Origin of the sequence: Leifsonia sp. 115AMFTsu3.1, from assembly GCF_004362795.1 — a bacterium.
Classification (GTDB): Bacteria; Actinomycetota; Actinomycetes; order Actinomycetales; family Microbacteriaceae; genus Leifsonia.
The window spans coordinates 1,903,806-1,928,861 of the sequence record NZ_SNYB01000001.1 but is presented as its reverse complement, the minus strand read 5'-3'; the positions used below and the strand labels follow the sequence as shown (position 1 = coordinate 1,928,861).

The following is a 25,056-nucleotide window of genomic DNA, read 5'->3' as shown; positions in this document are numbered from 1 at the left end:
CGGATGACCTACGAACCCGACGCGATCGTCGTCGGCGCGGGCCTTGCGGGCCTGGTCGCCGCATCCGAACTGCTGGACGCGGGGCGCCGGGTCACGATCGTGGAGCAGGAACCGTCGGCCTCGTTCGGCGGGCAGGCGTGGTGGTCGTTCGGCGGACTCTTCCTCATCGACTCCCCCGAGCAGCGCAGGATGGGCGTGCACGACTCCCTCGCGCTCGCCCGAGACGACTGGTTCGGCACCGCCGGCTTCGACCGCGACGAGGACCACTGGCCACGGCAGTGGGCGGAGGCGTACCTGCAGTTCGCGGCCGGCGAGAAGCGCGCGTGGCTGCACGAGAAGGGCGTCCGCTTCTTCCCCGTCGTGGGATGGGCGGAGCGCGGCGACGGCAGGGCCGGCGGTCACGGCAACTCGGTCCCCCGCTTCCACATCACCTGGGGAACGGGACCCGGCGTCGTCGAGCCGTTCGCCCGCCGGGTGCAGTCGGCGGCGGCGAACGGACGCGCGGCGATCCGCAACCGGCACCGGGTGGACGAGCTGATCGTCGAGGACGGCCGGGTCGTCGGCGTGCGCGGCGCGGTGCTCGCACCCGACGTCGCCGGCCGTGGTGCGCCCAGCAATCGGGACGTCGTCGGCGACTTCGAGCTCCGCGCGCCGGTCGTCATCGTCGCCTCCGGCGGGATCGGCGGAAACCACGACCTCGTCCGAGCCGCCTGGCCTGCGCGGCTGGGCGAGCCGCCCGCATCCATGCTCTCCGGAGTGCCGGCCCACGTCGACGGCCGCATGCTGGGGATCGCAGAGACGGCGGGCGCGCACCTGATCAACGGCGACCGGATGTGGCACTACACCGAGGGCATCCAGAACTGGGACCCGGTGTGGGAGCGGCACGGCATCCGCATCCTGCCTGGCCCGTCATCCCTGTGGCTGGATGCGCACGGCGACAGGCTGCCGTCGCCGCTATATCCGGGATTCGACACGCTTGGGACGCTGGAGCACCTGCGACGGACGGGCTCGGACTACAGCTGGTTCGTGCTGACCCAGAAGATCATCGAGAAGGAGTTCGCGCTCTCCGGGAGCGAGCAGAACCCCGACCTGACCGGCAAGGACGTGCGGCTGCTCGCCAAGCGGGTCGCTCCCGGCGCGCCAGGGCCGGTGGAGGCGTTCAAGGAGAAGGGCGCGGACTTCGTGGTCGCCGACACGCTCGACGAACTGCTCGCCGGAATGCAGCGCATCGCGGACGTCCCGCTCGACACCGAGCTGGTCGCACGGCACGTGCACGAGCGCGACCGCCAGCTGGACAACGAGTTCGGCAAGGACCTGCAGCTCGCCGCGATCCGGGCGGCGCGCCGGTACCGGGGCGACAAGCTGATCCGTGTCGCAACGCCGCACAAGCTCCTCGACCCGGCGGCGGGACCCTTGATCGCGGTCAAGCTGCACATCCTGACTCGGAAGAGCCTCGGCGGGATCGAGACGGACCTCGACGGACGGGTGCTGTCGGCCGACGGCGCGGTCGTCCCGGGCCTCTACGCGGTCGGCGAGGCGAGCGGCTTCGGCGGTGGCGGGATGCACGGCTACCGCGCCCTGGAGGGCACGTTCCTGGGCGGCTGCCTCTTCTCGGGCCGCCAGGCCGGCCGAGCCGCCGCTCGCGCCTGACGCGCGCTCCCGTCTCGTCCCTCCCGTCTCGCGCCCCTCCGCCCGCCGTCGAGTCCGCAAACTTTGCACGCTGAAAACCCGCGGAGCGTGCAAAGTTTGCGGACTCGACGGTGGGGGGTGTGGGTCAGCGGCGGAGGGTCCAGGCCTGGCGGCGGACGAGGGTGTGGCCACGGCGCGTGGTGAGGCGCGTCCAGGGGCCCGTCTCGTAGATGGTGACGGTGTCGTCGTCGCCGACGAAACCGAGGCTGTCCGCGGCGAATGCGGCGCCCGCCGGGATGTACTCGAGGTCGTCGATCGGACGGCCCCACACCTCGGCGCGTACACGCTGCACCAGCTGTTCGCCTGTGCCGGTCGGAACGGCCTCGGCGACCTCTGCGACTCCCGCCTTGGCGGTCGACTGCAGCAGCGCCGACGACGTCTCTCCGACCTTCTGCCAGCCGCCCCGCGGCGGCGAGATGCCCGCCCAGGTCACGGTCGAGACCTCGAGCGGCAGGCGGATCTCGATGGGCTCGGCGGCCCCCTCCGCGCCCGCGCCCTCGGACTCGGCGGCCTCTGCACTCTCGCGCAGCCGCGCGACCCGGTCGAGCAGCGAGCGGATGGGCACGACGACGTCGAACTCCACGTCCGCGCCCGTCGCGAAGGTCCGCAGGCCCAGCACGGTCGGCGTCTCATCCATCAGCCCGCGCGGATACAGGATCGCCGTATAGACGGCCAGCACCCCCGATCCGGCGATCAGGCGCACGGAACCCTCCTCGACGCGGGCGGCCCGCGACAGATAGGTCTGCAGATCGGCGACGGCGAGGAGATCGACTAGAGAAAACGACTGGCTCATCGGATGTCTAAACTACCAACACACCACCGACTTGGAGGCACCGTGACCGAGCCCCTGGCTTCCCTACTGACCGCGCTCGATCTGACCGACACCGGCGCCCGCACCAGTGAGGACATCTTCACGGGCCCGTCACAGTGGATGCCGCTGGGCCGCGTGTTCGGCGGCCAGGTGCTCGCCCAGTCGATCATTGCGGCCACTCGGACGGTCGAGGACGACCGCAGCATCCACTCGATGCACGGCTACTTCCTGCGTCCGGGCGACGTGAACTTCCCGATCACGTTCTCGGTCGACCGCATCCACGACGGCCGTTCGTTCTCCACACGCCGCACCCAGGCGTACCAGAACGGGCTGCCCATCCTGTCGATGATCGCGTCGTACCAGACGGAGGATGAGGGCATCGAGCACCAGGATGCGATGCCCGAGGGAATCCCGGAGCCGGAGAGCCTGCCGTCGACCGCCACCTCGCTCGAGGATGTGCGCCATCCCGTCGCGCAGTATTGGGCCAGCCAGCGCCCGTTCGACATGCGGCACGTCACCTCGCCGATCTACCTCTCGGTGGAGGGCGATCGCGTCGCCCACCAGGCGGTCTGGTTCCGCACGATCGGCGACATGCCCGACGACCCGGGGCTGCACCGCGCCGCGCTGGCGTACGCGAGCGACTACACGATCATGGAGTCGGTCATGCGTCGGCATGGGATCGCCTGGGCGACGCCGGGGCTCAAGGCCGCGAGCCTGGACCACGCGATGTGGTGGCACCGACCCGCTCGGGTGGACGAGTGGCTGCTCTACGTGCAGGAGTCCCCCACCGCCGGTGGCGGGCGCGGGCTCTCGCAGGGCCGCATCTTCACCCGGGACGGAGTCCTGGTGGCGAGCGTCGCTCAGGAGGCGACGATCCGCCTTCCGCGCGCCGACGACTAGTCGAACGTGCTCCGCAGCAGCACCGTGCCTCCTGCTGCGCGGATGTCGACCGAAGCGATGTCGGCGATCGGGATGCTGGTGGTCGCGACCGGGGTGGCGACGGTTCCCGCCTCCGCCGTCCACGTCGAGATCTCGTGCTGCTTGCCGGAGCGGTCGGTGACGACCATCGCGTAGGTCCACGCGCGGTCGCCGTCGTCGCCCCCGAGGTGGGCGTAGCGGCAGTCGGAGTCGATGCGGGTGCCCCACGGCTCGGCGGTCAGCCGGAGGTCGGCGGTGAGCGGGCTCGGTTCGACCTGCTTCATGACCACGGCTGCGGTGGGCGTGGATGCGGGCTGCAGGATCGCGGGCAGGGCGAAGGCGGCGAATCCCACCACGATCGCGGCAGCGGCCGCCGACAGCCCGGCGACCAGCCAGCGGGAGCGGATGCGGCGCCGGCGTGCCTGGTGCAGCAGCGACGGGAGCACGTCGGGCCCCGGTCCCCCGGGCTCGGGCCGGTCGGTCGCGCTCGGCGCGGGCAGGGGCTCCTCCAGGAGCGCTGCGGCCTGCTCGCGCGGGACGCGGCTGAGGATGCCGGGCATGCCCGCCAGCTCGGCGACCGCCTCCGAGCACCGGTCGCATTCGCGCAGGTGCGCCTCGAAGGCGCGGCGTTCCGTCGGTGAGAGCGCGCCGAGCACGTACGCGGCGTCCCAGGTGGCGAACTCGTCGTGTGTGGTCATCGTTCCGTCACCCCTCTCTCCTGAAGTGCGAGCCGCAGGGCTCGCAGGCCGTAGTGGAGGCGCGACTTGACCGTGCCTTCGGGGATGTCGAGCTGGCGTGCGATCTCTGCGATCGAGCGTCCGCCGTAATAGGCGTGCACGATGACCGCGCGATGCTCGACGGACAGCTCCGTCAGCGCGTCCGACACCAGCCAGGCGTCGAGGACGGCGTCCGCCTCGCTGTCCGGTGCTGGATGTTCCGGCAGCGTGTCCGTGCCGAACTCGTGCCGGTGGGCGGCGCTGCGGCGGCCGTCGATGACGAGGTTGCGGGCCACGGTGAAGAGCCAGGTGCGCGCGGACTGCTGCGACTGGTCGAGCACGGAGGGCTTCCGCCAGGCGCGCAGGAGTGTCTCCTGCACCACGTCGTCGGCCATCGCACGGTCGCCGGTGAGGTGCACGACGTACCGCCATACGGCTTGCGCGTGCTGGTCGTGCAACTCGCGCAGCAGGCGGGCGTCCTCCTCCGGCATGTTCACCTCCACCTCGTACACGATGCAGCCGACGGAAAGGTTCATGCGGAACGGTTGAACCGACCGCGCGACCGTCTCGTGATAACCGTAGAAGACGTATCCGCCGAACGGGAGGAATCCGCATGAACGACCACGCACCGCTCACCCGCCGCACCCTCGTCACGATCGGCGGGGCTTCCGCCGGCGCGGTCCTGCTCGCCGCCTGCACACCCGGTGGCGGACAGGACGCGAACGGATCCGGATCCGGGTCCGGGGACGGCGGCTCGTCCGCGGGCGGCGGCGGTACGGCCGAGGTCTCGCTCGCGTCCATCCCCGTCGGCGGCGCCGTGTCGGCCACGCTCGCGGGAAAGCCCATCGTGGTGTCGCAGCCGTCCGCCGGTCAGGTGGTGGCGTTCAGCGCCGTCTGCACGCATCAGGGGTGCACGGTCGCGCCGCAGGGCAAGGAGTTCGACTGCCCGTGCCACGGCTCGAAGTTCGACGCGACGACGGGTGATGTCCTCAACGGCCCGGCGCGCGATCCGCTGCCGAAGCTGAAGGCGACCGTGTCGGGCGACTCCGTCACCGTCACCGCGTAGGGCGCGCCGTGGAGGTCAACGGACTGCCGCTGCACGTCCTCCTGGTCCACTTCGTCATCGTTCTGGTACCGCTGACGGCGATCGCCGCCCTGCTGGTGCCGATCTGGCCGGCAGCACGCCGTCGGCTCGGGATCGTGGTGCCACTGCTCGCGCTGGCGGACCTGATCCTGGTCCCCGTGGTCATGGAGGCCGGCGAGTGGCTGCAGGCGCGTCTGCCCGTTACACCGCTGATCCAGCAGCACGCGGCCCTCGGGCGGATGCTGCTGCCGTGGGTGATCGCGCTGTTCGCGTTCACCGTCGTGCAGTGGGCGTGGTTCTTCTTCTTCGACCGGCCGGAGTCGCCGCGCCGCCCGAGCGTGACGGTGCGCCGAATCGCGATCATCGTGCTGACGGTGATCGCGGTCGTGCTGGCCGTCGGAACGGTCGTCGAGGTGATCGTGATCGGCGAGGCGGGGTCTCGGGCGGTGTGGGAGAACTCCTTCAGCCCGAACCCGGTGCAGAGCAACCCGGCGCCGACGCCGGCCCCGTGAGCGAGGAGCGGGGCGTCGTCTAGGAGCGCTTGGCGAACGCCACCGGCTCGTCGACGTACGGCGTCCAGGCGTCCCGCTCGCGCTCGTTGATCCGGCGCGGCCGCTGTGTGGTCGCGTCGACGAGCACGATCGTGGTGGCCGCGCGCGAGAACAGCGTCTTCGGCTCCGTGCCCTCCGGCGACCAGACCTCGTAGCAGACCTCGAGGCTCGCGCCGCCGAGGCGGCCCAGCCAGAGCTGCACGTCGAGCGGCTGGCGGAGGTACGGGATGGGCGCCAGGTACTCGATCTCCTGCCGCGCGATCAGCGTGAGCGTGTCCGCACCCGGACGGCCGTCGAGGACCGCGGTCGACCCGCCGACGGCCTCGCCGCTCCCCGCCGCCGCGCCGTTGGCGTCGCCATCGGAATCGTCCGTCGCCCAGAACGCCTCGATGCGCGCCTCCTCCAGGAGGCGCAGCATCTCGGCGTTGTTGACGTGGCCGTAGGCGTCGAGGTCGCTCCAGCGGAGCTTGATCGGGACGTGCAGTCGCATGGCCGGCCGACTCAGTCGCGCGTGAGCTTGCGGTACGCGGAGCGGTGGGGCTTCGCGGCGTCGGGGCCCAGACGGTCGACCTTGTTCTCCTCGTACGCCTCGAAGTTGCCCTCGAACCAGTACCAGTCGGCCGGGTTCTCCTCGGTGCCCTCGTAGGCGAGGATGTGGGTCGCGATCCGGTCGAGGAACCACCGGTCGTGGGTGATGACCACCGCGCAGCCGGGGAACTCGAGCAGCGCGTTCTCCAGGCTGGACAGCGTCTCGACGTCGAGGTCGTTGGTCGGCTCGTCGAGGAGAAGCAGGTTGCCGCCCTGTTTCAGGGTGAGGGCGAGGTTCAGACGGTTGCGCTCACCACCGGAGAGCACGCCCGCCTTCTTCTGCTGGTCCGGTCCCTTGAAGCCGAAGGTGGAGACGTAGGCCCGCGACGGCACCTCGGTCTTGCCGACCTGGATGTAGTCGAGCCCGTCGGACACGACCTCCCAGACGTTCTTGTTGGGATCGATGCCGCCACGCGTCTGGTCGACGTAGGAGATCTGCACGGTCTCGCCGACCTTCAGGTCTCCGCCGTCGAGCGGCTCGAGGCCGACGATCGTCTTGAACAGCGTCGTCTTTCCGACACCGTTCGGGCCGATGACGCCGACGATGCCGTTGCGGGGCAGCGTGAACGTGAGGCCGTCGATGAGCTTGCGGTCGCCGAAGCCCTTCTCGAGGTTCTTCGCGTCGATCACGATCTGACCGAGGCGCGGGCCCGGCGGGATCTGGATCTCCTCGAAGTCGAGCTTCCTCGTGCGCTCCGCCTCGGCTGCCATCTCCTCGTAGCGGGCCAGACGGGCCTTCGACTTGGCCTGGCGACCCTTGGCGTTGCTGCGCACCCAGTCGAGCTCCTCGGAGAGGCGCTTCGCCAGCTTCGCATCCTTCTTGCCCTGGACTTCGAGGCGCTCGCGCTTCTTCTCGAGGTAGGTCGAGTAGTTGCCCTCGTACGGGTACAGGTGACCGCGGTCGACCTCGGCGATCCACTCGGCCACGTGGTCGAGGAAGTACCGGTCGTGGGTCACGGCGAGAACGGCGCCGTGGTACTTGGCCAGGTGCTGCTCGAGCCAGAGCACGCTCTCGGCATCGAGGTGGTTGGTGGGCTCGTCGAGGAGCAGGAGATCCGGCTTCTGCAGCAGCAGCTTGCAGAGCGCGACACGGCGCTTCTCACCACCGGAGAGCGTGTGGACCGGCCAGTCCCCCGGCGGGCAGCGGAGCGCATCCATCGCCTGGTCGAGCTGGGAGTCGAGGTCCCAGGCGTCGGCTGCGTCGATCTGCTCCTGCAGCGTGCCCATCTCGGCGAGGAGCGTGTCGAAGTCGGCGTCCGGGTCGGCGAGCAGGCCGGAGATCTCGTTGAAGCGGTCGACCTTCTGCTTGATCTCTCCGACGCCCTCCTGGACGTTCTCGAGCACGGTCTTGTCCTCGTCGAGCTCGGGCTCCTGCATGAGGATGCCGACCGTGTAGCCGGGGCTGAGCTTGGCGTCGCCGTTGGAGGGCGTGTCCAGACCGGCCATGATCTTCAGGATGGTGGACTTACCGGCGCCGTTGGGACCCACGACGCCGATCTTCGCTCCCGGCAGGAACGCCATCGTGACATCGTCGAGGATCACCTTGTCGCCGACCGCCTTGCGGGCGCGCACCATCGAGTAAATGTATTCGGCCACTCTTCTTCTTCAACTCCCTGTCGTCGGCTTACTGCCGTATTCGAGGATACCGGCCCTGCGCCGCCTCCCGGGCGGCTCCGGCCCTACCAGTCGATCGGACGGGTCTGCCCGATGAGGCAGTTCCCGGTGGACAGCACGGGCGTCACCATGCTGGAGTATCCGCCCGCGTCGGCGCCGTTCTGGCCGATCAGGCAGCTGTCGCCCATCCGCACCGAGAACTGGATCGAGTTCGCCTTGAGCCCGATGGTCGTCGTGTCGACGGTCACCTGCATGTCGGCCTTGGTGAAACCGGCCTTGACGAGCGCGTCGATGAAGTCACGACCCTGGGCGTTCGGGTTCGCAGCGAGCGTCGCGTGGTTCACCGTGTCGAAGTAGGCGAGGTTCTCCTGCGCCGTCCCGCCCGGCACCAGACCTGCGGTCGCGGTGGGCGTGGCCGTGCTGGTCGCCACCGGTGTCGCGGTGGGCGTCGCAGACGCCTTCGGCGTGGAGCCCGTGCACCCGGCGAGGGCGAGCGCAACGGTCAGTCCGGCCACCAGGGTGAGAGCTGACGCGGCGGGCGAACCAGCCCGGCGGACCACGGAAGACGGCATATCCGGCATCTTAGGGTGCCGCCGCTGGGATTCCCTCGGGAGGTGGCGATACAGGATCACCGTCGGTATCCGCTCCGGCCGCCCGCGTGAACCGCGATCGCCCCCAGGTGAGGTCGTGCCCGATCGACTCCGCCTCGATCTCGACCGTCATGCCCTGCTTCTCGCCCGTCCACTCGCGCAGGCACAGCCGCCCGGCGACCAGCACGGGATCGCCCTTCGTGATGGATTCCGCGGTGCCCAGAGCGAGACGCCGGAAGGCGCTCACGGTGTACCAGTTGCTGCCGCCGTCCTCCCAGGAGGACGCCTGGCGGTTGTAGCGGCGGTGCGTGGTGACGAGCCGGAAACTCGTGATCGGCACGCCGCCCTCGGTGACGAGGTGACGGGGCTCGGTGGCGACGAAGCCGCGGACGGCCACGGTGTCGGACATGTTCTCCTCTTCTCTGCGCCCGCTCCTGCGGCGGGCACAGCCCCAGCCTCGCCGGTCGCGTACGTCGGCGGCCGGGGATCGGCGGATCTGTGGAGAACGGGCGGAACCCGGAAGTGGTGGACGGATTCAGGCCGCCACGTAGTCCGCGTAGGAGGCGCGGATCTTGTTCACCTTCGGCAGGGCGACGGCGAGGCAGTACCCCTGGCCCGGGTTCTTCGCGAAGAAGTCCTGGTGGTACTCCTCGGCGCGGTAGAACGGTCCGAGCGGGTCGATCGTGGTCACGATCCCGCCGTCCCAGTACTCGGCAGCGCGGTCGCGCGCACCCTCGAACAGCTCGCGCTGGTGCTCACTGTCGTAGAACATCGCCGAGCGGTACTGGGTGCCCATGTCGTTGCCCTGCCGGTTCAGCTGGCGCGGATCATGGAGCGTGAAGAACACGTCGAGGATGACGCTCGGCGGGATGACCTCGGGGTCGAACGTGACCGCCACCGCCTCCGCGTGGCCGGTGCGGCCGGTGCACACCTCCTCGTAGGTCGGGTCGACGGTCGTCCCGCCGGTGTAGCCGGACACGACATCCCGCACGCCCCGGAGCACGCGGTACACGGCATCCAGACACCAGAAGCATCCGCCTGCCAGCACGAAGGTCTGCATGGGGTCCCCTTTCGATCGTCGTCTCCATTCTGCCGCGCGGCGCGGAGGTCGTGCGCGGCGGACGCCGTGCCCGTTTGACGACACGACGGGGAGGGTCCGCGGCGAGGTGGACAACCGCGGCTACCATCACGGCATGCAGTGGTGGAATGACTTCGTCGATTGGCTCACGTCGCCGGCCGCGCGCCCGGCGATCTTCTACGCGGCGGTCCTCGCGGTCGCCGTGATCGTCTCCGGCCTGATCTCCGCATGGATCGCCCGAGGCGCCCTCAAGGGACTCCTCTCCCGCACCGACCGCCAGCAGAAGGCGTCCGCGATCGCCGCGCTCGTCGACGCCGCGACCGAGGCCTCCGTCTGGAACTCCCTCACCCCGGCCGAGCAGGTGCTCTCCGACCGCGCCGTCGGCCAGGCCGACATCATGGTCCGGCTGCTCCCGATCAAGACGGCAGGCCTCGCGGCCACCTGGGCGGGCCACCAGCTCGCCGAGATGAAGCGCGCGTCGGCCACCTTCGGCTACCAGCTCGATCCCGCGATCGCGGAGTTCCGCGACCGCCTGCTCGAGTGGCAGAACAACCCGCGCCGCGCCCGCCGCATCTTCCAGAGCGACCTCGAGCGGTGGCGGTTCGAGAACACCGACACCGAGCGCTCGCTGATCGCCCAACAGGATGCCTGGGTCGCCCAGCAGCACCACGAGCAGTACGCCGCACCGGCGACCGCGGCGGCTCCCGCAGCGACTGCGCCCACGCGGGATGACACCGCCGAGACGAACCCGTTCGTCCAGACCGCGGCGGCCGGCGCTCAGCAGCAGGACACGTCGCCTACCAGCCGCCTGGGCCAGCCCGTCTGACGGCCTCCGCTTCGGCGGCAACGCACTCCACCCGACACGAAGGGCGCCGGCATCACGCCGGCGCCCTTCGTCGTTCCTCGGACAGCTCAGCGGCTGTAGGCGGTCTCGCCCCACCACGAGTCGAACATGCTCGCCGGAGGCTGCCGCTTGTGCTCGGTCGCCCGGTACCGCGCCTCCAGCGCCTCCGCGACCTCGTCCGACACATCCTTCCCCTCCAGGAAGTCGTCGATGTCGACGTACGTCAGCCCGAGGTTGTCCTCGTCGGTCTGACCCGGGTTGAGGTCGAGCAGGTCGGCCGTCGGCGCCTTCTCGTACAGCCGGGCGGGCGCACCCAGGTGCGCGAGCAGCTGCTTGCCCTGCCGCTTGGTGAGGCCGCTCAGCGGGAGGATGTCCGTGCCGCCGTCGCCGTACTTGGTGAAGAAACCGGTCACCGCCTCGGCCGCGTGGTCCGTGCCGATCACGAGCAGAGTGCGCTGGCCGGCGATCGCGTACTGGGCGACCATGCGGATGCGCGCCTTCACGTTGCCTTTCACGAAGTCGGTCATCGGCTCCCCGAGCGCATCCGCGTACTCGTCCTCGACGCCGTCGGTGCCGCGCTGGATGTTGAAGACGACCGAGTTCTTCGGCTGGATGAAGGACAGCGCCAGCTGCGCGTCCTCCTCATCCCGCTGCACTGCGTAGGGCAGACGGACCGCGATGAAGTCGGCGTCCGTCCCCTCCGCCGCGAGACGCTCGACCGCCAGCTGGGCGAGCCGCCCGGCGAGGCTGGAGTCCTGGCCACCGCTGATGCCGAGGACGAAACCGGCCGCACCCGTCGACCGGAGGTAGTCGACCAGGAAGCCGACGCGTCGCTCGATCTCGGCGGCCGGGTCGATCTCCGGACGGACGTGCAGCTCTTCGATGATCTGTGCCTGAAGTTCGCGCATGACGTCAGATTATCCCCGTCCGGTTTCGCCCATGTGAACGCGCCCGTTCTCCCACGAACGGTCTGCCGCGAACGCCGTGCCGGTCGCTACCATGCGCCCATGGAACCCGCCGTATCGAGCGTCGTGCTCGTCCCCCTCCTCGGCGTCCTGGCCGCGCTCCTCACCACGGCGGTCGGGCGGTTCGTAAAGATCCCGCTCGTGGTGTTCGAGATCGTCCTCGGCCTGATCATCGGCCCCAGCGTCCTCGGCTGGGTGCCGGAGACGGCCGGCCTGGATGCGATCGCCAACTTCGGCCTGGCCTTCCTGTTCTTCATGGCGGGCAACGAGATCGACTTTCCGGCCATCGCCGGCCGGCCGCTGCGGCGAGCATCCCTGGGATGGCTGTTCTCGCTCGTATTCGCGATCGTGCTCGCCACGCTCATCGCCGGATCGATCGTCCCCGGGGTCTACGTCGGCATCGCCCTCACCTCGACGGCCCTCGGGACGCTGATGCCGGTGCTGCGCGACGCCGGGGAGATGCACACGCCGTTCGGACGCGTCGTCACCGCGGTCGGCGCCGTCGGCGAGTTCGGCCCGCTGCTCGCGATCTCGCTGTTCCTCAGCGGCCGGAAACCGCTCGCCGCCGCGCTCGTGCTGATCGGGTTCGCCGTGATCGCCGGCGCTGCGATCTGGTTCGCCTCCCGCGGCGGTCACGAGCGCTTCCACCGTCTCGTCCGGGCGACGCTGCACACCAGCGGACAGTTCGCCGTACGGTTCGTGGTGTGCGTCATCGCGGCCCTCGTCGGGCTGAGCATCGCCCTCGGACTCGACATGCTGCTCGGCGCGTTCGTCGCGGGGGTGCTCTGCCGCATCCTGCTCTCCGGAGCGAAGCCGGAGGACGCGCATCACATCGAGAGCAAGCTGGAGGCGGTCGCCTTCGGCGTGCTGGTGCCGGTGTTCTTCATCAACACGGGTATCGGCTTCGACCTGAAGGCCCTGCTCGGAGACCCGCGGGCACTGATCCTGCTGCCGATCTTCCTCGTCCTGCTGCTCCTTCTGCGCGGTGTCCCTGCGTCGTTCCTCGTGCCACCGGGTTCGACGTTCCGCGACCGGGCGGCACTGACGCTGTTCAGCGCGACCGGGCTGCCGATCATCGTCGCGGTGACCGCGATCGGCGTGCGGGAGCACGACCTGCAGGTCGGGACCGCGACGGCCCTGGTCGGAGCGGGGATGCTGTCGGTGCTGCTCTTCCCGCTGATCGCGCTGACCCTCCGCAGAAAGTCGGCGGACGGCGGCGTGCGGCCGTCCGATCCGGACGCCGTGCCGATCGAAGGCTGAGCCGGCTCAGGCCACGCGGCTGACGGCGCGGGCCAGGATCGCGGTGGTCAGCGCATCCACCGGCTCCCGAGCGGCCGACGGGTTGGACAGCAGCGTGAAGTCGACGTGGCCGAGCTCCGGCAGCCCGAAGCGGTTCGTCACCTTGATCAGATCGGTGGGGATGAGCGACCGTGGGAAGACCGCGACGCCGATTCCCGCCCGGACCGCGGCGAGCACGCCGTTCACCTCGCGGGTGTTGCACGTGATCCGCCAGGTACGTCCTGCGGCCTCCAGCGCGTCGATCGCGACCTGACGGCTGAGGCTCGGACCCTGGTACGAGATGAGCGGCACGGGCCCGTCCGGATCGAGCACGGTCTTCTCCTGCCCCATCCACACCAGCTCGTCGGTCGCCACGACCGCACCCTCCGTCGTGCCCGGCGTCTGCTTGATGAAGATGAGGTCGAGCTGGCCTGCCTTCAGCTTGCGGTGCAGCGGGCCGGACTGGTCGACGGTCAGCTCGAGGTTGATCTGCGGGTTCTGCTGGCGGAAATGTCGCAGGATGCGCGGGAGCGTCGTGATCGCGAGATCGTCGGCCGCGCCGAAGCGCAGGCGCCCGCGCATGGCCGACCCGCTGAAGTAGCTCTCCGCCTCGGCGTGCGCGGCCAGGATGGTGCGGGCGAAGCCGGCCATCGCATCCCCGTTGTCCGTCAGCCGCACCTCACGCGTGTCGCGGGCGATGAGCTGACGTTTCGCCGCCTGCTCGAGTTTGCGGATGTGCTGGCTCACGGTCGGCTGGCTGATGCCCAGCCGCCCGGCGGCCTTGGTGAAGCTCCGCGTGTCCGCAACGGCGAGGAAGGTCTGCAGCAGTACCGGGTCGAACATTCCGCATCCATTCGAAAAGCCAATGGGACTTATAGCCGTGATCGGCACCAAGAATAGTCCGGATTGCGTAATGTCGAAGGGAGACTTCATACGGAACCAGCGACGACATCGAGGTAACACGCAGTGGCGCACTCCCCCGCAGCCGCCCCGCCCACCGGACCCATGCCGGTCCTCTCCACCCGGCCACCGTGGCGCGAGACGTTCGCCTCGCTGCGGGTGCCGAACTACCGCCGGTTCGCGGCGAGCAACCTGGTCGCCAACACGGCGGTGTGGATGCAGCGCATCGCGATGGACTGGCTGGTGCTGCAGCTCTCCGGAAGCGTCGCCGCCGTCGGCGTCACCGTGTTCATGCAGTTCACGCCGATGCTGCTCTTCGGTCTCTGGGGCGGAGTGATCACCGACCGCTACTCCAAGCAGCGGCTGCTCGTCATCACGCAGTCGTGCGCGGCCGCGCTGGCGGCGCTACTCGCCGTGCTCACGCTGACCGGCGCCATCGAGGTCTGGCACGTCTACGCGATCTCGTTCACGCTCGGTCTCGTCACGGTCGTGGACAACCCGGCACGTCAGGTGTTCGTCAACGAGCTCGTCGGTCCGCGCTACCTGCGCAATGCGATCAGCCTCAACTCGTCGATCTTCCAGCTCGGCGGGCTCATCGGGCCGGCCGTCGGCGGCATCCTCATCACCGCGGTGGGCGGCGGATGGTCGTTCGCCATCAACGCCGTCGCGTGCCTGGCCGTGGTGTTCGCCGTGGCGACGCTCAAGCGGTCGGAGCTGCACGCGTCGCCCGCGGCTCCCCGCGGCAAGGGGCAGCTCGCCGAGGGGATGCGGTACGTGCGCCGCAAGCCGGTGATCTTCTGGACGATCGTCATGGTCGCCGTTGTCGCCGTGTTCGCCTTCAACATGCCCGTGTTCCTCGCCGCCTACGCGAACGACGTCTACAACGTCGGCGCGCAGGGCTACGGGATGTTCAACGCGCTCGTCGCCGCCGGCGCGCTCACCGGCGCACTCGCCTCGACGCGGCGGACCAGCGTCCGGCTGTCCATGGTCGTCGGAACCGCCGCAGCCCTCGGGATCGTGCAGGCACTCGCCGGATTCGCGCCGGGCGAGCTGGCCTTCGGGCTGCTGCTCGTCGCCATCGGGGTCGGTAACCTGCTCTTCATCACCGCGGCCAACTCGCTGGTGCAGATGTCGTCGAACGTGCAGATCCGCGGGCGCGTGATCTCGCTGTACATCCTCGTGCTGCTCGGCGGCCAGGCCCTCGGCGGCCCGCTGATGGGGTGGATCGTGGAGCAGGTCGGCCCGCACGTCGCCATGGCGATCTCTGGGCTCGTGCCCGCCGCGGCTGCTGCCGTCGTCGCCGTGCTCATCGCCCGGCAGGCGAGCCTCCGCCTCCGCTTCGGCCTCCGCGGACGGCGCCCCGTGATCGCGATCGTCACCCGCGCGGGGAAGACCGGCCAGACGCTCTGACGCGGCGGCAGCGGAGCGCTCCGGTATCGTTGACTCGACGCCCCCGTAGCTCAGCGGATAGAGCAGGAGCCTTCTAATCTCTTGGTCGCAGGTTCGATTCCTGCCGGGGGCACCCTCACTCCTCTGCGCATCCCCCACCGTCGAGTACACGAACTTTGTACGTTTTCGGCGCCCCGAGCGTGCAAAGTTTGCGGACTCGACGGTGGGGGCGTGGGGATGCGAAAAAAGGGCCGGACTTGGGAGTCCGGCCCTGTGTGGGGTGAGTAACGGGGCTTGAACCCGCGACCTCCTGGACCACAACCAGGCGCTCTACCAACTGAGCTATACCCACCACGGCGCCTCGCCGATCACGCGGATCGACCGAAGCAACTCATCGATTCTAGTACATGCGGGGAGCCCATTTTTCCACCACGCCCGCGGCCAGCGCCTGGGTGTCTTCCGTGGTGGGCCCGGGCGGGGCGACGAACGCGGCCGAGCGGTAGTAGTCGAGCTCGCGGATCGACTCGAGGATGTCGGCGAGCGCCCGGTGGCCGCCGTTCTTCTCCGGGGCGTTGAAGTAGATGCGCGGGAACCAGCGGCGGGCGAGCTCCTTGATCGAGGACACATCCACGTTGCGGTAGTGCAGGTGGTTGTCGAGCCGCGGCATGTACTTGGCGATGAACATGCGGTCGGTGCCGATCGTGTTGCCGGCGAGGGGGGCCGTCCGAGCGGTCGGTGCGAACTTCAGCACGTACTCGAGCACCTCGTACTCGGCCTCGGCGAGGCTCTTGCCGTTCGGGATCTCCTCGATCAGGCCCGAGGTAGTGTGCATCTGCCGGACGAAGTCGCCCATGTTCTCGAGCGCGGAGTCGTCGGGCCTGATGACGATGCTGAGACCGGGGTCGAGCACGTTCAGCTCGAAGTCGGTGATGACCACCGCGATCTCGACGAGCTCATCGACCTCGAGGTCGAGGCCGGTCATCTCGCAGTCGATCCAGACCAGTCGATCCGAGGAAGTAGCCATAACAGGAGTCTAATGCTGGCCCCCGACACCCCCGGACAGACCCGAACCCGCTGCCAGTGCCCCGAAGTCGACCCGCTGCGGCACTGGGAGCTTCGGCCCCATCCCGTCGCCGGTCGACACATGCCGCACCCGCCGGGCGATCCACGGGATGGCGTACACCCGCAGCCAGGTCCGGAACGGCACCGAGTCGGGCGGCACCGGCGCCGTCGCCTCCGGCGCGACCGTCGTCTCCGGCCCGCTCACCTCGGCGTACGGCACCCCCAGGGCGTGGGCGGCCTGCGAGGCGAGCAGCCGATGGCCGCGCGTGCTCAGGTGCACGCGGTCGGATGCCCACATCGCCGGGTCGCGGAACTCGCGGACGCCCCACACGTCGAGCACGATCGCGCGCTGATCCCGCGCGATGCTCCAGATGTTCGCGTTGAAAACGGCCGCGCGCCCGCGGAACGGCTTGAGGAAGAAGGCGAACTGCGGATCGAAGATGTTGGCGAGCAGGACGGTCGTCCCCGCGGCCCGGAGGTCGCGGATGCCCGCTTCCAGCCGGGTGGCGAGCGCGTCCGGGTCGGCCGCAGGGCTCATCAGGTCGTTCCCGCCGATCATCACGGAGACGAGGTCGGGCCGCAGGTCGAGCGCGTGCGGGATCTGCGCATCCACCACGTCCGCGATGCGGCGGCCGCGCACGGCCAGGTTGGCGAACTCCAGCGAGGCGCCGGCGAGCCGGGCGTCGCCGTCGAGGATGCCGGCCAGGCGGTCGGCCCAGCCGAGGAAGGCGTCCGCGTGCCCGGGGGCGCGGTCGCAGAGGCCCTCGGTGAGCGAGTCTCCGAGGGCGACGTAGCGCGTGAAGGTCGTTCGGCTCACGGGACGATTCTGTTGGTCCCGCTCCCTCGGCGGTGGCGCCGACGGCCCGCACCGCGCGATCGTCGCCGCGATTTCCCCGGACGTACACTGACGGTGTGGATTCGACACCGGCCGTTGTCCCGGAGGTCACCGGGAAGGCGCAGCTCACTCTCTACACGTCCGCCTTCTGCGAGCCGTGCATGCAGACGCGTGCCGTGCTCGCCGAGGCGACGCGACTCGCGCCGCGGATCGTGGTGACCGAGCTGGATGTGGCACGCAACCTGGAGCGCGCCGAGCACGACCGCATCCGCTCCACCCCGACGGTGATCGTCGAAGCGCCGGACGGCACGGAGGTCTTCCGCGCGGAGGGCGTGCCGACCCTGGCGCAGGTGCTCGCGGCCGCCGCGACGGCGCTCTAGGGCGCCTTTCCCGCGTCCTCTCCCTCATCGTCGGCCGGGGAGGCCGTCCTGTGCAGCAGGAACAGCCCGCCGTGCGCGGGCAGGTGCCGCCGCTCGGCGTCGGTCTCCACGTACTCGTCGATGACGGCGACGATGCGCCGGTCGAGTTCGGCCACATCCTCAGGCGAGAGATGCAGAGAGAAGCGGGCGTACGTCGCGATGGATGCGGGACCGGCCTCGGCGAGCTCCTGCTGGAACGCATCCACCGGCGCGAAGCCGTCGCTCAGGTCGAGGTCCTCCAGAGGGACCGACAGCCACCAGGTCCGCCCGGTGGAGCGGTAGGGCTTCTCGAGAGCGCCCGTCGCCCCCGTCCGCACCTCCGCCGGCTCCAGGAACCCCGCGTCGACCAGCTGGCGCACGTGGTAGTACGCGGTGCCCGGGTCGACGCCCAAACGGTCCGCCAGCTGCTTGTTGGTGAGCTCGCGGTCGCCGCAGAGGCGCACAATACGCACGCGCAGCGGATGCGACAGGGCCTTGAGCTCCTGCGGCGTCGCCGGGCGGCGCTTGGCGTCCGGTCCTGCGTCAACGCTGGCTTCGTCGGTCACGCTCCGACTCTAGCGCGGATTGGGGTTTCATCCATCGATTGAGTTTTCTCAATCACTGTGCAACCCTTGCCGTATGACCGCGAACGGACTCGGCGCACGCTACTGGAAGCTGTGGACGTCGGCAGGCCTCTCGAACCTCGCCGACGGCGTGATGAAGGTCGCACTGCCACTCGTCGCCATCCGCTACACCGACTCCCCCGCGATCATCGCCGGCCTCACGTTCGCCTTCACCCTCCCCTGGCTGCTGTTCGCACTGACGGCCGGAGCGCTCGCCGACCGGCTGGATCGCCGGCGCCTGATGCTCGTCGCGAACGCGGCCCGCGCGCTCTTCCTCGCCTTCCTGACGGTGGCCACGCTGACCGGGATCGGGTCCATCTGGATGCTGTACGCGGCGGCGATCTGCATCGGCGTCGCGGAGACCGTGTACGACACGTCATCCCAGTCGATCCTGCCGCAGCTCGTCTCGCGCGACCGCCTCTCCCGGGCGAACGGGCGCCTCTACGCGGCAGAGCTGACCGCGAACGAGTTCGTCGGCCCTCCGCTCGGAGGCTTCCTGGTGGCAACCGGTGTCGCACTCGCGTTCGGCGCGCCCGTCATGCTGTGGCTCGCGGCGATCGGGATGCTGCTGCTCGTCCGCGGGCATTACCGGGCCGATCGCCCAGAGCGCACGACGATCCGCGCCGACATCGCCGAGGGCCTCCGCTTCCTCCGCCGCAGCACGCTGCTGCGCACGCTCGCGATCATGGTGGGCGTCTTCAACTTCGCCAGCTCCGCCGTTTTCACCGTGTTCGTGCTGTACGCCGTCGGCCCGCAGTCGGCCATGAAGCTGACCGACCCGGGATACGGGCTGCTGCTGACGGCGTCGGCCGTCGGAAGCGTGCTCGGCACCTTCCTCGCGGAGCCCGCCGAGCGCCTGCTCGGACGGGCGCGCGGCCTCGCATTGACCATCGTCGGCTCCCTCTTCACCGTCGCGACGCCGTTCTTCACCACGAACCCCTTCGTCATCGCGGCGGGCATGCTGATCGGAGGCGTCACCGTCTCGATCTGGAACGTGATCACCGTCTCGTTGCGGCAGCGCGTCACCCCCACGCGCCTTCTCGGGCGCGTGAACAGCGCGTACCGCCTGCTCGCCTGGGGCACGATGCCGCTCGGCGCACTCGCCGGCGGACTCATCGGTCAGGTCTTCGGCGTGCGCTGGGTCTTCCTCGTGATGGGCATCCTGGTCGTGCTGCAGCTCATCCCGATGCTCTGGGTCACCGACCGGCGCATGGATGCGGCAGAAGCCGAGGTGGAGGCCGAGGAGCGCGCGGAGGCTCCGACCGACTCGCCGACAGGTCGTTGACGCGTACACGACTTTGCCAGGATCCATGCCCGAACCGTCCAGAAACAGCGCCTAGGGTCATTTACCGACGGCAGTGAAAGCCGTCCGTGCCGCGCAGGCGCGCATCCAGGCCCCGAACCCGTAAGGCCCCCAACCTGAGACGTCCCCCGGCGTCGCCCTGGACACGCAGCCCTTCCCACGCCCGGCACACCCGCGCCGCATGCCGCGCCTTCCGGACCACGGGTCCACGAGGCGCTTCCGCGCGTGCCGCGCGGCAGTCAGCCCGCAGGACCACCCGAAAACACACGGTCCGGTCGCATGGACGCCCACGGCGTCGCCATGCGTCAGGCGGGGAAGCCCGATCCAGGAAAAGCATGCTGAGTTCTCTCCGTACCACCCTCAAGAGCAGTCCCATCCCCTTCGGCCGCATCGTCTCCGGTGCCGCCGCCGTGCTGGTCAGCGCCAGCCTCCTCGCCCCCGCGATGGCCCAGCAGCAGGAGAGCGAGCGGAAGACCCGCGAGCTCTCGGAGGCCACCGGGATGCGCCACGAGCAGCTCTCCGTCTACGACTCGATCGTGCGCGACCGTCTCGAGCGCCAGGCGAAGACGACGCTGACCGGAGCAGAGGCCACCGTCAACGCGAACCAGGCCAAGGCCGACGCGTCGGCGGCGAAGACCGCGATCGCCGGCCTGAGCGGATACACCAAGCTCGACGAGGACACCCTCCGCGACAGCATCGTGGCGACCCAGGCCGCGTCCGACGCCTTGGCCGCCGCCGGCGCCGAGGCCGACCGCCGTGCCGCCGAGGCCGCCGCTGCTGCCGCCGCCGCTCTCGCCAACGCCAACACTCCGGCGGGCGCGAAGGCGACGGCCGCGAGCCTCGCCGCCAGCCAGTACGGCTGGGGCGCCGACCAGTTCCAGTGCCTCGAGCAGCTGTGGCAGCGCGAGTCGCAGTGGAACTACCAGGCGTCCAACCCCGGCAGCGGTGCGACCGGCATCCCGCAGGCCCTCCCGGGCAGCAAGATGGCGTCGTTCGGCACCGACTGGGCGACCAACGCCACCACCCAGATCAAGTGGGGACTCGACTACATCTCCCGCGGGTACGGAACTCCGTGCGCCGCGTGGGGCCACTCCGAGGCCGTCAACTGGTACTGACCTGAGAGCCGGGGAGGCGGCCGGCGGCCGCCGGTAGACTCGCGCGAGTGAGCACCGAGCACGTCCCCGCCTCTCCGGCCACCCCCTCCATCCGCGGAGCCCATCTCGTCGGCAGCGTCAACCTGCCGGACGCCGAGACGGTGTTCCGCACCGTGAACGCCCATCTCGGCGACCGGATGCGCCGCATCCCGGACGGCGAGGTGGGCGAACGCTTTTACTGGGTGCAGTTCCAGACGGGCCGCCTCGACACGATGAGCGGCCTTTCGCGCATCCCCGGTGATGCGCCGCTGCTGCGCGGCGTGTTCGACCCGCGTCCGTTCCATCTCGATGAGGGCGTGTCCGCCGACGACCTCGTCTTCCCCGACCTCGGCTATGCGGAGGCGGCTCTCGACTCGTACGGCGTGTTCCGCAGCCTCCGCGAGGATGGCGTGATCCCGGCGGGCGTGCGCTTCCAGGTGTCCCTGCCGACACCGGCCGGCGTGGTCGGGCCGTTCATCGTGCCGGAGGACCGCGCCGCTGTCGAACCCGCCTACGAGCGGGCACTCTTCGGCGAGCTGCAGCGCATCCTCGACGGCATCCCGCACGACGACCTCGCGATCCAGTGGGACACCGCCGTCGAGTTCGCGCTGCTCGAAGGGCGGATGCCGTCGTGGTTCGGCGACGACGTGCTCGCCGGCGTCGTGGAGCGCGCCGTCCGGCAGGCCGCGGCGGTGCCCGCCGACGTGCAGCTCGGCTATCACCTCTGTTACGGCGATGTGGAGGAGCAGCACTTCGTGCAGCCCACCGACGCCGGGCGACTCGCCGCGGTGCTCCGCGGCATCCTCGACGCCGCTCCGCGCCCGGTCACCTGGGTGCACCTCCCGGTGCCGATCGAGCGGGACGACGCGGCGTACTTCGCCCCGCTCGCCGACGTCGTGGTCCCCGTGGAGACCGAGCTGTACCTCGGGCTGCTGCATCACGAGGACGGCGTGGAGGGCGCGCGTCGCCGGGCGCAGGCGGCCGCGACCGCGCAGCCCCGCTTCGGCGTCGCGACCGAGTGCGGGTTCGGCCGCGGCCCGAGCGAGCGCACGGCCGGGCTGCTCGACCTCCACGCCGCCGTCGCCGAGGCGTGGTGAGCCGCGCGTGACGCTCGACCTCGACCAGGACGCCTTCGAGGCGATGGTCACGGACGAGCTCGATCAACTCCCGGATGAGATGGTCGACGGCCTCGACAACGTCGTGTTCGTCGTGGAGGACCGCCCGGAGGACGGCTCCCTCGACCTGCTCGGCCTGTACGAGGGTGTCGCCCTCACCGAGCGCGACACGTACGGCTTCGGCGAGATGCCGGACCGCATCGTGCTCTACCGAGAGCCGCTCCTCGCGATCAGCGCCGATGAGGACGAACTGCGCGACGAGATCCACATCACGCTCGTGCACGAGATCGCCCACTACTACGGCATCGACGACGAGCGTCTGCACGAGCTGGGCTGGGCTTAGCCAGGACGGCCGGCGTAGCCCACGGGAATCAGCGGGAGGCCGGCATCAGCGGGAGGTCAGGCGCCGTTCCCGAAGATCGACTCGTCTTCCTTGTCGGCCTCCACCGGGTCGGAGTCCGGAGCGTCGAAGTGGTACGACACCAGCTTCTGGCCCTCGACCTCGCGCTCCTCGCCCGCGACGTACCAGAACGTCGACTCCAGGCCTTCGACGGCGGCGATCACGCCGATGCGCTCGTCCACCTTGCCGTCCACGAGGAAGCGGCGGTCGCTCTGGCCGACGAGCGGCCCGTCGGCGTACTCGACGATGTATTCGGGGTCCTGTCGTGCGTCGGTCATGACTCCACCGTAGTACCCGATCGGACCTCGGTGATCCCACCCGGCAGGTCGAGTCCCGTCACGTCCAGGACGAGGTTCGCGGCGGCACGTGGATGCTCGCGGGCGACGAACCGCTCGAACTGCGCCTGCCAGCGGTCCCACTCCGCCGCGAACGTCTCACCGTCACGCGCGAGTGCGCGCTCCTTGCGGAGGGCGTCGTCCGCTTCCAGCCAGACGGTCAGGTCCGCGCAGGCGGCGTTCCGGCGCGAGAGGGTGCCGCATCCCTCGACCACGAGCGGCTCGCCGCCGGCCACCAGCTCGACCCCGGCCGGATGATGGCCCGCCCAGTCCCAGCGCTGCCAGCTGCCCGCGCCGATCGCCCGGAGCGGCTCGAGGAGGTCACGGCCGAGCGCCTCGCTGCCGGCGTCGAGGCCGTCCCATCCCGGGTACAGGTCGTCCATGCGCACGAGCCGCGGGCGCCCCTCCGCCGGCCAGCGCGCGATGAGGAGGTCGGCGAGGGTGCTCTTGCCGGCGCCGCTCGGTCCGTCGATCAGCACGATCGGGGTCCGGCCTGCGCTCGTCGCGTCGGCGACGGCCCGTGCGACGGCTGAGCGGAGCACGGCGATCGGGTCGTCAGCTGAGCGGCGCATTCCAGCTCCCCGCTGCGACGGCCGCCGCGATCGCGAGCCCGGCGACCAGCGCCGCGACGACAAGGGCGGCCCAATCGCGCCCGCGGAAGACGGAGGGGCGCGCCCACGTGCGCGTCCCGGGCGCGCCGAAGCCGCGCGCCTCCATCGCCGTCGCCAGCTTCGTGCCGCGGCGCAGCGACAGCACGAACAGGGCGAACGACTGCCCGAGGAACCGGCGGAAGGCGCCCGACTCCGCGACGCCGCGCGCACGGCGCGCCAGGGTCAGGGCGCGCCAGTCCTCCGCGAACAGTCCGACCAGACGGAGAGCAGCGAGCCCGCCGATCACGAAACGCGCGGGCAGGCGCACCAGCTGCGCCAATCCATCCGCCAGGTCGGTCGGGTCGATCGTGACGAACAGCAGCACCGCGGGCAGGCCGATGGCGAGCACGCGCAGGGCGGTCGCCACGCCGAGGGCGATCGAGCCGTCGCTGATCTCGACCGCCCACCACTGCACGTAGACGGTGCCGGACGTCTGCCCGTAGAGCACGGTCGTGAGTCCGGCGAGCGGGGCCGCGATCCACACCGGGGCGGTCCGCACGACGACGGAGCGGAGCGGGATGCGCGCGAGCGTCAGCAGGACGAGCTCCAGCCCCAGGGCGACGCCGGCCGAGACCGGGTCGATCGACAGGAGCAGGGCGACCGTGACGATGAGCGCCGCGCCCAGCTTCGCGACAGGATTGAGCGTCGCGAGCGGGCCGGTGCGGAGGGGCTGCAGCAGGGTCATGCGCGCACCTCCGCGACGTCGAGGCGGAGTGCGGCGGCACCGACGGCCTCGATGAACTCGGCGTCGTGCGTCGCCGCGACGATGGCGTGACCGTCCCGCCGCAGGTCGGCGATCATCCGCACGAGGCCGTCCCAGGTGCGCGCGTCCTGACCGAAGGTGGGCTCGTCCAGCACCAGGAGGCGCGGACGGGTCGCAAGCGCGGTGCCGACCGACAGCCGGCGCTTCTGTCCTCCGGACAGCGTGAACGGATTGGCGTCGGCGACGTCGGTCAGCGCGAGCCCGTCGAGCAGCTCGTCCACTCGGCGCTCGACGTCCTCGGCCGCCAGCCGCAGGGCGCGGGGCCCCGCGGCGAGCTCGTCCCGCACCGTGGAGGCGATGAACTGGTGCTCGGGGTTCTGGAAGACGCTGCCGATCCGGGTGAGCAGCTCGCGCGAGCGCCAGATCGCCGGGTCGGTGGATGCTCCGGCCGCCAGCTCCGGCTCGGCGACGAGCGCGCCGCCGAGCGGCGGCAGCAGACCACCGAGGGTCAGCGCGAGGGTCGACTTGCCGGCTCCGTTCGCTCCGGTCAGCGCCAGGGCCGAACCCTCGCGGACGTCGGCGCCGACCGGACGGCCGACCGGGACGCCGACAGGCGGACGCCCGCGCTTCCAGCCCCGCGTCACGGCCGGCCCGCGACCGAACACCAGCGACCGCGCGGTCAGCAGCGGGGCGCCCTCGGCGACGGACGGCGAGCGTGGCACCGGCGTACCGGGCAGCCACACGCCGGCGCGCCGCAGCTCTCCGGCCGTATCGGCGAGGACCTTGCCGGGTTCGCCGTCGGCCAGCACACCGCCGTCGGCCCCGAGCACCACGACGCGCGTCACCAGGTCGCGCCACACCGCAACGCGGTGCTCGACGACGACCAGGGTGGCGCCCGTGGCGTCGAGGGCCGAGCGAACCGCATCCCGAACCTCCAGCACCCCGTCGGGGTCGAGGTTCGCGGTCGGCTCGTCGAGCAGCAGCAGGCCGGGCCGCATGGCGAGCAGGCCGGCCAGCGCCAGGCGCTGCTTCTGACCTCCTGAAAGTTGGCTCGTCGAGCGGTCGAGCGGCACGTCGAGGCCGACGTCTCTCAGTGCTCGCCGAACGCGGACCCACAACTCGTCGCGCGACACCCCGAGGTTCTCGCACGCGAAGGCCACATCGTCGCCGACCCGGGCGAGGATCACCTGGGCGTCCGGATCCTGCAGCAGCAGACCCGCCGTCCCCCGCGCCGACGCAGGCGGTCGGCCGCCGACGGTCAGCGACCCTTCGGCCTCGCCGTCGTCATCCCCGCCGAGCACACCGGCCAGGCCCGCGAGGAGCGTGCTCTTGCCCGCGCCGGAAGCGCCGAGCAGCAGCACGCGCTCCCCCGGCTCGATCCGCAGATCGACCCCGCGGGCCGCCCAGGCGTCCCGTCCGGCGTAACGCCAGCCCCACCCGTCGACCCGGACCCCGGCTGGGGCGGTCAGTCCCGACTCCACGGC

29 protein-coding genes and 2 tRNA genes are annotated in these 25,056 nt (G+C 70.6%); 13 read left to right on the top strand and 18 right to left on the bottom strand.

Annotated features, from left to right (window positions below; all coding sequences use genetic code 11):
* Nucleotides 1–3: 3 nt before the first annotated feature.
* On the top strand, nucleotides 4–1,650 hold the full coding sequence (locus tag AXZ95_RS09350; RefSeq protein WP_018190773.1) for an FAD-binding dehydrogenase: 1,647 nt from the start codon (nucleotides 4–6) through the stop codon (nucleotides 1,648–1,650).
* 124 nt (nucleotides 1,651–1,774) lie between these two features.
* Here the strand turns inward: AXZ95_RS09350 and AXZ95_RS09345 are convergent, their stop codons facing one another.
* A complete protein-coding gene (locus tag AXZ95_RS09345) occupies nucleotides 1,775–2,482 on the bottom strand; it encodes a hypothetical protein (RefSeq protein ID WP_018190772.1) in 708 nt (235 codons plus the stop codon).
* Between the two features lie 42 nt (nucleotides 2,483–2,524).
* Here AXZ95_RS09345 and AXZ95_RS09340 point away from each other — a divergent pair, with 42 nt between their 5' ends.
* Nucleotides 2,525–3,400, top strand: a complete 876-nt coding sequence (locus tag AXZ95_RS09340) for an acyl-CoA thioesterase II (protein WP_018190771.1) — start codon at nucleotides 2,525–2,527, stop codon at nucleotides 3,398–3,400.
* On the opposite strand, the gene AXZ95_RS09335 is transcribed toward AXZ95_RS09340, so the two are convergent.
* Nucleotides 3,397–4,116 (bottom strand): zf-HC2 domain-containing protein, encoded by a 720-nt coding sequence (locus tag AXZ95_RS09335; protein ID WP_018190770.1) that lies wholly within the window; start codon nucleotides 4,114–4,116, stop codon nucleotides 3,397–3,399. The two genes, AXZ95_RS09340 and AXZ95_RS09335, sit on opposite strands and share 4 nt — an antisense overlap.
* Nucleotides 4,113–4,670, bottom strand: coding sequence for a sigma-70 family RNA polymerase sigma factor (locus AXZ95_RS09330; protein WP_018190769.1), 558 nt, complete (start codon nucleotides 4,668–4,670; stop codon nucleotides 4,113–4,115). The genes AXZ95_RS09335 and AXZ95_RS09330 overlap by 4 nt, the downstream gene beginning before the upstream one ends.
* Nucleotides 4,671–4,747: 77 nt before the next feature.
* Between AXZ95_RS09330 and AXZ95_RS09325 the strand changes: the two genes are divergently transcribed.
* Together AXZ95_RS09325 and AXZ95_RS09320 are read left to right on the top strand one after the other, a co-directional pair.
* Entirely contained in the window at nucleotides 4,748–5,200 is a 453-nt protein-coding gene (locus AXZ95_RS09325) for a Rieske (2Fe-2S) protein (RefSeq protein ID WP_018190768.1), read from the top strand.
* A gap of 8 nt (nucleotides 5,201–5,208) precedes the next feature.
* The gene (locus tag AXZ95_RS09320) at nucleotides 5,209–5,730 is read left to right on the top strand and encodes a hypothetical protein (protein WP_018190767.1); all 522 of its coding nucleotides are present in this window, start codon (nucleotides 5,209–5,211) and stop codon (nucleotides 5,728–5,730) included.
* Between the two features lie 19 nt (nucleotides 5,731–5,749).
* Here AXZ95_RS09320 and AXZ95_RS09315 read toward each other — a convergent pair whose 3' ends face one another.
* The 5 genes from AXZ95_RS09315 to msrA all read right to left on the bottom strand — a co-directional run bounded on the left by AXZ95_RS09315 (nucleotide 5,750) and on the right by msrA (nucleotide 9,621).
* Nucleotides 5,750–6,259 (bottom strand): thioesterase family protein, encoded by a 510-nt coding sequence (locus AXZ95_RS09315; protein ID WP_018190766.1) that lies wholly within the window; start codon nucleotides 6,257–6,259, stop codon nucleotides 5,750–5,752.
* An 11-nt stretch (nucleotides 6,260–6,270) separates the two neighbouring features.
* Complete coding sequence (gene ettA / locus AXZ95_RS09310) at nucleotides 6,271–7,953, bottom strand: energy-dependent translational throttle protein EttA (protein ID WP_026307150.1); 1,683 nt, start codon at nucleotides 7,951–7,953, stop codon at nucleotides 6,271–6,273.
* Between the two features lie 83 nt (nucleotides 7,954–8,036).
* Entirely contained in the window at nucleotides 8,037–8,543 is a 507-nt protein-coding gene (locus tag AXZ95_RS09305; protein WP_331272602.1) for a hypothetical protein, read from the bottom strand.
* Nucleotides 8,544–8,553: 10 nt separating this feature from the next.
* A complete protein-coding gene (locus AXZ95_RS09300; protein WP_018190763.1) occupies nucleotides 8,554–8,970 on the bottom strand; it encodes a single-stranded DNA-binding protein in 417 nt (138 codons plus the stop codon).
* Between the two features lie 126 nt (nucleotides 8,971–9,096).
* Nucleotides 9,097–9,621, bottom strand: coding sequence for a peptide-methionine (S)-S-oxide reductase MsrA (gene msrA / locus AXZ95_RS09295; protein WP_018190762.1), 525 nt, complete (start codon nucleotides 9,619–9,621; stop codon nucleotides 9,097–9,099).
* A 133-nt stretch (nucleotides 9,622–9,754) separates the two neighbouring features.
* Between msrA and AXZ95_RS09290 the strand changes: the two genes are divergently transcribed.
* Nucleotides 9,755–10,465, top strand: coding sequence for a hypothetical protein (locus AXZ95_RS09290; protein ID WP_231374397.1), 711 nt, complete (start codon nucleotides 9,755–9,757; stop codon nucleotides 10,463–10,465).
* 86 nt (nucleotides 10,466–10,551) lie between these two features.
* Here the strand turns inward: AXZ95_RS09290 and nadE are convergent, their stop codons facing one another.
* A complete protein-coding gene (gene nadE, locus AXZ95_RS09285) occupies nucleotides 10,552–11,391 on the bottom strand; it encodes an ammonia-dependent NAD(+) synthetase (RefSeq protein ID WP_018190760.1) in 840 nt (279 codons plus the stop codon).
* A gap of 99 nt (nucleotides 11,392–11,490) precedes the next feature.
* Between nadE and AXZ95_RS09280 the strand changes: the two genes are divergently transcribed.
* Complete coding sequence (locus tag AXZ95_RS09280; protein WP_018190759.1) at nucleotides 11,491–12,708, top strand: cation:proton antiporter; 1,218 nt, start codon at nucleotides 11,491–11,493, stop codon at nucleotides 12,706–12,708.
* Nucleotides 12,709–12,714: 6 nt separating this feature from the next.
* Here the strand turns inward: AXZ95_RS09280 and AXZ95_RS09275 are convergent, their stop codons facing one another.
* Nucleotides 12,715–13,569 (bottom strand): LysR substrate-binding domain-containing protein, encoded by an 855-nt coding sequence (locus AXZ95_RS09275; RefSeq protein ID WP_018190758.1) that lies wholly within the window; start codon nucleotides 13,567–13,569, stop codon nucleotides 12,715–12,717.
* 162 nt (nucleotides 13,570–13,731) lie between these two features.
* Between AXZ95_RS09275 and AXZ95_RS09270 the strand changes: the two genes are divergently transcribed.
* Nucleotides 13,732–15,036: an MFS transporter gene (locus tag AXZ95_RS09270; protein ID WP_018190757.1), complete on the top strand. Its 1,305-nt coding sequence runs from the start codon at nucleotides 13,732–13,734 to the stop codon at nucleotides 15,034–15,036.
* Nucleotides 15,037–15,075: 39 nt separating this feature from the next.
* Nucleotides 15,076–15,148 (top strand) — tRNA-Arg (locus AXZ95_RS09265).
* A gap of 143 nt (nucleotides 15,149–15,291) precedes the next feature.
* On the opposite strand, the gene AXZ95_RS09260 is transcribed toward AXZ95_RS09265, so the two are convergent.
* The 3 genes from AXZ95_RS09260 to AXZ95_RS09250 all read right to left on the bottom strand — a co-directional run bounded on the left by AXZ95_RS09260 (nucleotide 15,292) and on the right by AXZ95_RS09250 (nucleotide 16,894).
* Nucleotides 15,292–15,367 (bottom strand) — tRNA-His (locus AXZ95_RS09260).
* Between the two features lie 48 nt (nucleotides 15,368–15,415).
* Nucleotides 15,416–16,039, bottom strand: a complete 624-nt coding sequence (gene orn / locus AXZ95_RS09255) for an oligoribonuclease (RefSeq protein ID WP_026307148.1) — start codon at nucleotides 16,037–16,039, stop codon at nucleotides 15,416–15,418.
* A gap of 9 nt (nucleotides 16,040–16,048) precedes the next feature.
* Entirely contained in the window at nucleotides 16,049–16,894 is an 846-nt protein-coding gene (locus AXZ95_RS09250) for an SGNH/GDSL hydrolase family protein (RefSeq protein WP_018190755.1), read from the bottom strand.
* Nucleotides 16,895–16,989: 95 nt separating this feature from the next.
* On the opposite strand from AXZ95_RS09250, the gene AXZ95_RS09245 reads away from it, so the two are divergent.
* Nucleotides 16,990–17,292 (top strand): thioredoxin family protein, encoded by a 303-nt coding sequence (locus AXZ95_RS09245; protein ID WP_018190754.1) that lies wholly within the window; start codon nucleotides 16,990–16,992, stop codon nucleotides 17,290–17,292.
* Here AXZ95_RS09245 and AXZ95_RS09240 read toward each other — a convergent pair.
* Nucleotides 17,289–17,876, bottom strand: a complete 588-nt coding sequence (locus AXZ95_RS09240; RefSeq protein ID WP_018190753.1) for a winged helix-turn-helix domain-containing protein — start codon at nucleotides 17,874–17,876, stop codon at nucleotides 17,289–17,291. The two genes, AXZ95_RS09245 and AXZ95_RS09240, sit on opposite strands and share 4 nt — an antisense overlap.
* A 73-nt stretch (nucleotides 17,877–17,949) precedes the next feature.
* On the opposite strand from AXZ95_RS09240, the gene AXZ95_RS09235 reads away from it, so the two are divergent.
* From AXZ95_RS09235 to AXZ95_RS09220, 4 genes are all read left to right on the top strand, one after another.
* Nucleotides 17,950–19,218, top strand: coding sequence for an MFS transporter (locus AXZ95_RS09235; protein WP_018190752.1), 1,269 nt, complete (start codon nucleotides 17,950–17,952; stop codon nucleotides 19,216–19,218).
* A 353-nt stretch (nucleotides 19,219–19,571) separates the two neighbouring features.
* A complete protein-coding gene (locus AXZ95_RS09230) occupies nucleotides 19,572–20,351 on the top strand; it encodes a hypothetical protein (protein ID WP_018190751.1) in 780 nt (259 codons plus the stop codon).
* 47 nt (nucleotides 20,352–20,398) lie between these two features.
* Entirely contained in the window at nucleotides 20,399–21,466 is a 1,068-nt protein-coding gene (locus AXZ95_RS09225) for a hypothetical protein (protein ID WP_018190750.1), read from the top strand.
* Nucleotides 21,467–21,509: 43 nt separating this feature from the next.
* Entirely contained in the window at nucleotides 21,510–21,827 is a 318-nt protein-coding gene (locus tag AXZ95_RS09220; protein ID WP_039731272.1) for a metallopeptidase family protein, read from the top strand.
* 56 nt (nucleotides 21,828–21,883) lie between these two features.
* On the opposite strand, the gene AXZ95_RS09215 is transcribed toward AXZ95_RS09220, so the two are convergent.
* From AXZ95_RS09215 to AXZ95_RS09200, 4 genes are read right to left on the bottom strand one after another with little or no spacing between them, the layout of a single operon-like run.
* On the bottom strand, nucleotides 21,884–22,162 hold the full coding sequence (locus AXZ95_RS09215) for a hypothetical protein (RefSeq protein ID WP_018190748.1): 279 nt from the start codon (nucleotides 22,160–22,162) through the stop codon (nucleotides 21,884–21,886).
* Nucleotides 22,159–22,791 (bottom strand): hypothetical protein, encoded by a 633-nt coding sequence (locus tag AXZ95_RS09210; RefSeq protein WP_018190747.1) that lies wholly within the window; start codon nucleotides 22,789–22,791, stop codon nucleotides 22,159–22,161. Before AXZ95_RS09210 ends, AXZ95_RS09215 begins: the two co-directional genes overlap by 4 nt.
* The gene (locus AXZ95_RS09205) at nucleotides 22,775–23,554 is read right to left on the bottom strand and encodes an energy-coupling factor transporter transmembrane component T (RefSeq protein ID WP_018190746.1); all 780 of its coding nucleotides are present in this window, start codon (nucleotides 23,552–23,554) and stop codon (nucleotides 22,775–22,777) included. The genes AXZ95_RS09210 and AXZ95_RS09205 overlap by 17 nt, the downstream gene beginning before the upstream one ends.
* Nucleotides 23,551–25,053, bottom strand: a complete 1,503-nt coding sequence (locus AXZ95_RS09200) for an ATP-binding cassette domain-containing protein (RefSeq protein WP_196802424.1) — start codon at nucleotides 25,051–25,053, stop codon at nucleotides 23,551–23,553. The genes AXZ95_RS09205 and AXZ95_RS09200 overlap by 4 nt, the downstream gene beginning before the upstream one ends.
* Nucleotides 25,054–25,056 lie beyond the last annotated feature (3 nt).

Coding starts and splice junctions, on each gene's coding strand:
- AXZ95_RS09345 (WP_018190772.1), bottom strand. CDS start 2,482: ATGAGCCAGTCGTTTTCTCTAGTCGATCTCCTCGCCGTCGCCGATCTG.
- AXZ95_RS09205 (WP_018190746.1), bottom strand. CDS start 23,554: ATGACCCTGCTGCAGCCCCTCCGCACCGGCCCGCTCGCGACGCTCAAT.
- AXZ95_RS09220 (WP_039731272.1), top strand. CDS start 21,510: ATGGTCACGGACGAGCTCGATCAACTCCCGGATGAGATGGTCGACGGC.
- AXZ95_RS09270 (WP_018190757.1), top strand. CDS start 13,732: ATGCCGGTCCTCTCCACCCGGCCACCGTGGCGCGAGACGTTCGCCTCG.
- orn (WP_026307148.1), bottom strand. CDS start 16,039: ATGGCTACTTCCTCGGATCGACTGGTCTGGATCGACTGCGAGATGACC.
- AXZ95_RS09235 (WP_018190752.1), top strand. CDS start 17,950: ATGACCGCGAACGGACTCGGCGCACGCTACTGGAAGCTGTGGACGTCG.
- AXZ95_RS09300 (WP_018190763.1), bottom strand. CDS start 8,970: ATGTCCGACACCGTGGCCGTCCGCGGCTTCGTCGCCACCGAGCCCCGT.
- AXZ95_RS09210 (WP_018190747.1), bottom strand. CDS start 22,791: ATGCGCCGCTCAGCTGACGACCCGATCGCCGTGCTCCGCTCAGCCGTC.
- AXZ95_RS09350 (WP_018190773.1), top strand. CDS start 4: ATGACCTACGAACCCGACGCGATCGTCGTCGGCGCGGGCCTTGCGGGC.
- AXZ95_RS09330 (WP_018190769.1), bottom strand. CDS start 4,670: ATGAACCTTTCCGTCGGCTGCATCGTGTACGAGGTGGAGGTGAACATG.
- AXZ95_RS09275 (WP_018190758.1), bottom strand. CDS start 13,569: ATGTTCGACCCGGTACTGCTGCAGACCTTCCTCGCCGTTGCGGACACG.
- msrA (WP_018190762.1), bottom strand. CDS start 9,621: ATGCAGACCTTCGTGCTGGCAGGCGGATGCTTCTGGTGTCTGGATGCC.
- AXZ95_RS09325 (WP_018190768.1), top strand. CDS start 4,748: ATGAACGACCACGCACCGCTCACCCGCCGCACCCTCGTCACGATCGGC.
- AXZ95_RS09230 (WP_018190751.1), top strand. CDS start 19,572: ATGCTGAGTTCTCTCCGTACCACCCTCAAGAGCAGTCCCATCCCCTTC.
- AXZ95_RS09315 (WP_018190766.1), bottom strand. CDS start 6,259: ATGCGACTGCACGTCCCGATCAAGCTCCGCTGGAGCGACCTCGACGCC.
- AXZ95_RS09335 (WP_018190770.1), bottom strand. CDS start 4,116: ATGACCACACACGACGAGTTCGCCACCTGGGACGCCGCGTACGTGCTC.
- nadE (WP_018190760.1), bottom strand. CDS start 11,391: ATGCGCGAACTTCAGGCACAGATCATCGAAGAGCTGCACGTCCGTCCG.
- AXZ95_RS09305 (WP_331272602.1), bottom strand. CDS start 8,543: ATGCCGTCTTCCGTGGTCCGCCGGGCTGGTTCGCCCGCCGCGTCAGCT.
- AXZ95_RS09280 (WP_018190759.1), top strand. CDS start 11,491: ATGGAACCCGCCGTATCGAGCGTCGTGCTCGTCCCCCTCCTCGGCGTC.
- AXZ95_RS09215 (WP_018190748.1), bottom strand. CDS start 22,162: ATGACCGACGCACGACAGGACCCCGAATACATCGTCGAGTACGCCGAC.
- AXZ95_RS09290 (WP_231374397.1), top strand. CDS start 9,755: ATGCAGTGGTGGAATGACTTCGTCGATTGGCTCACGTCGCCGGCCGCG.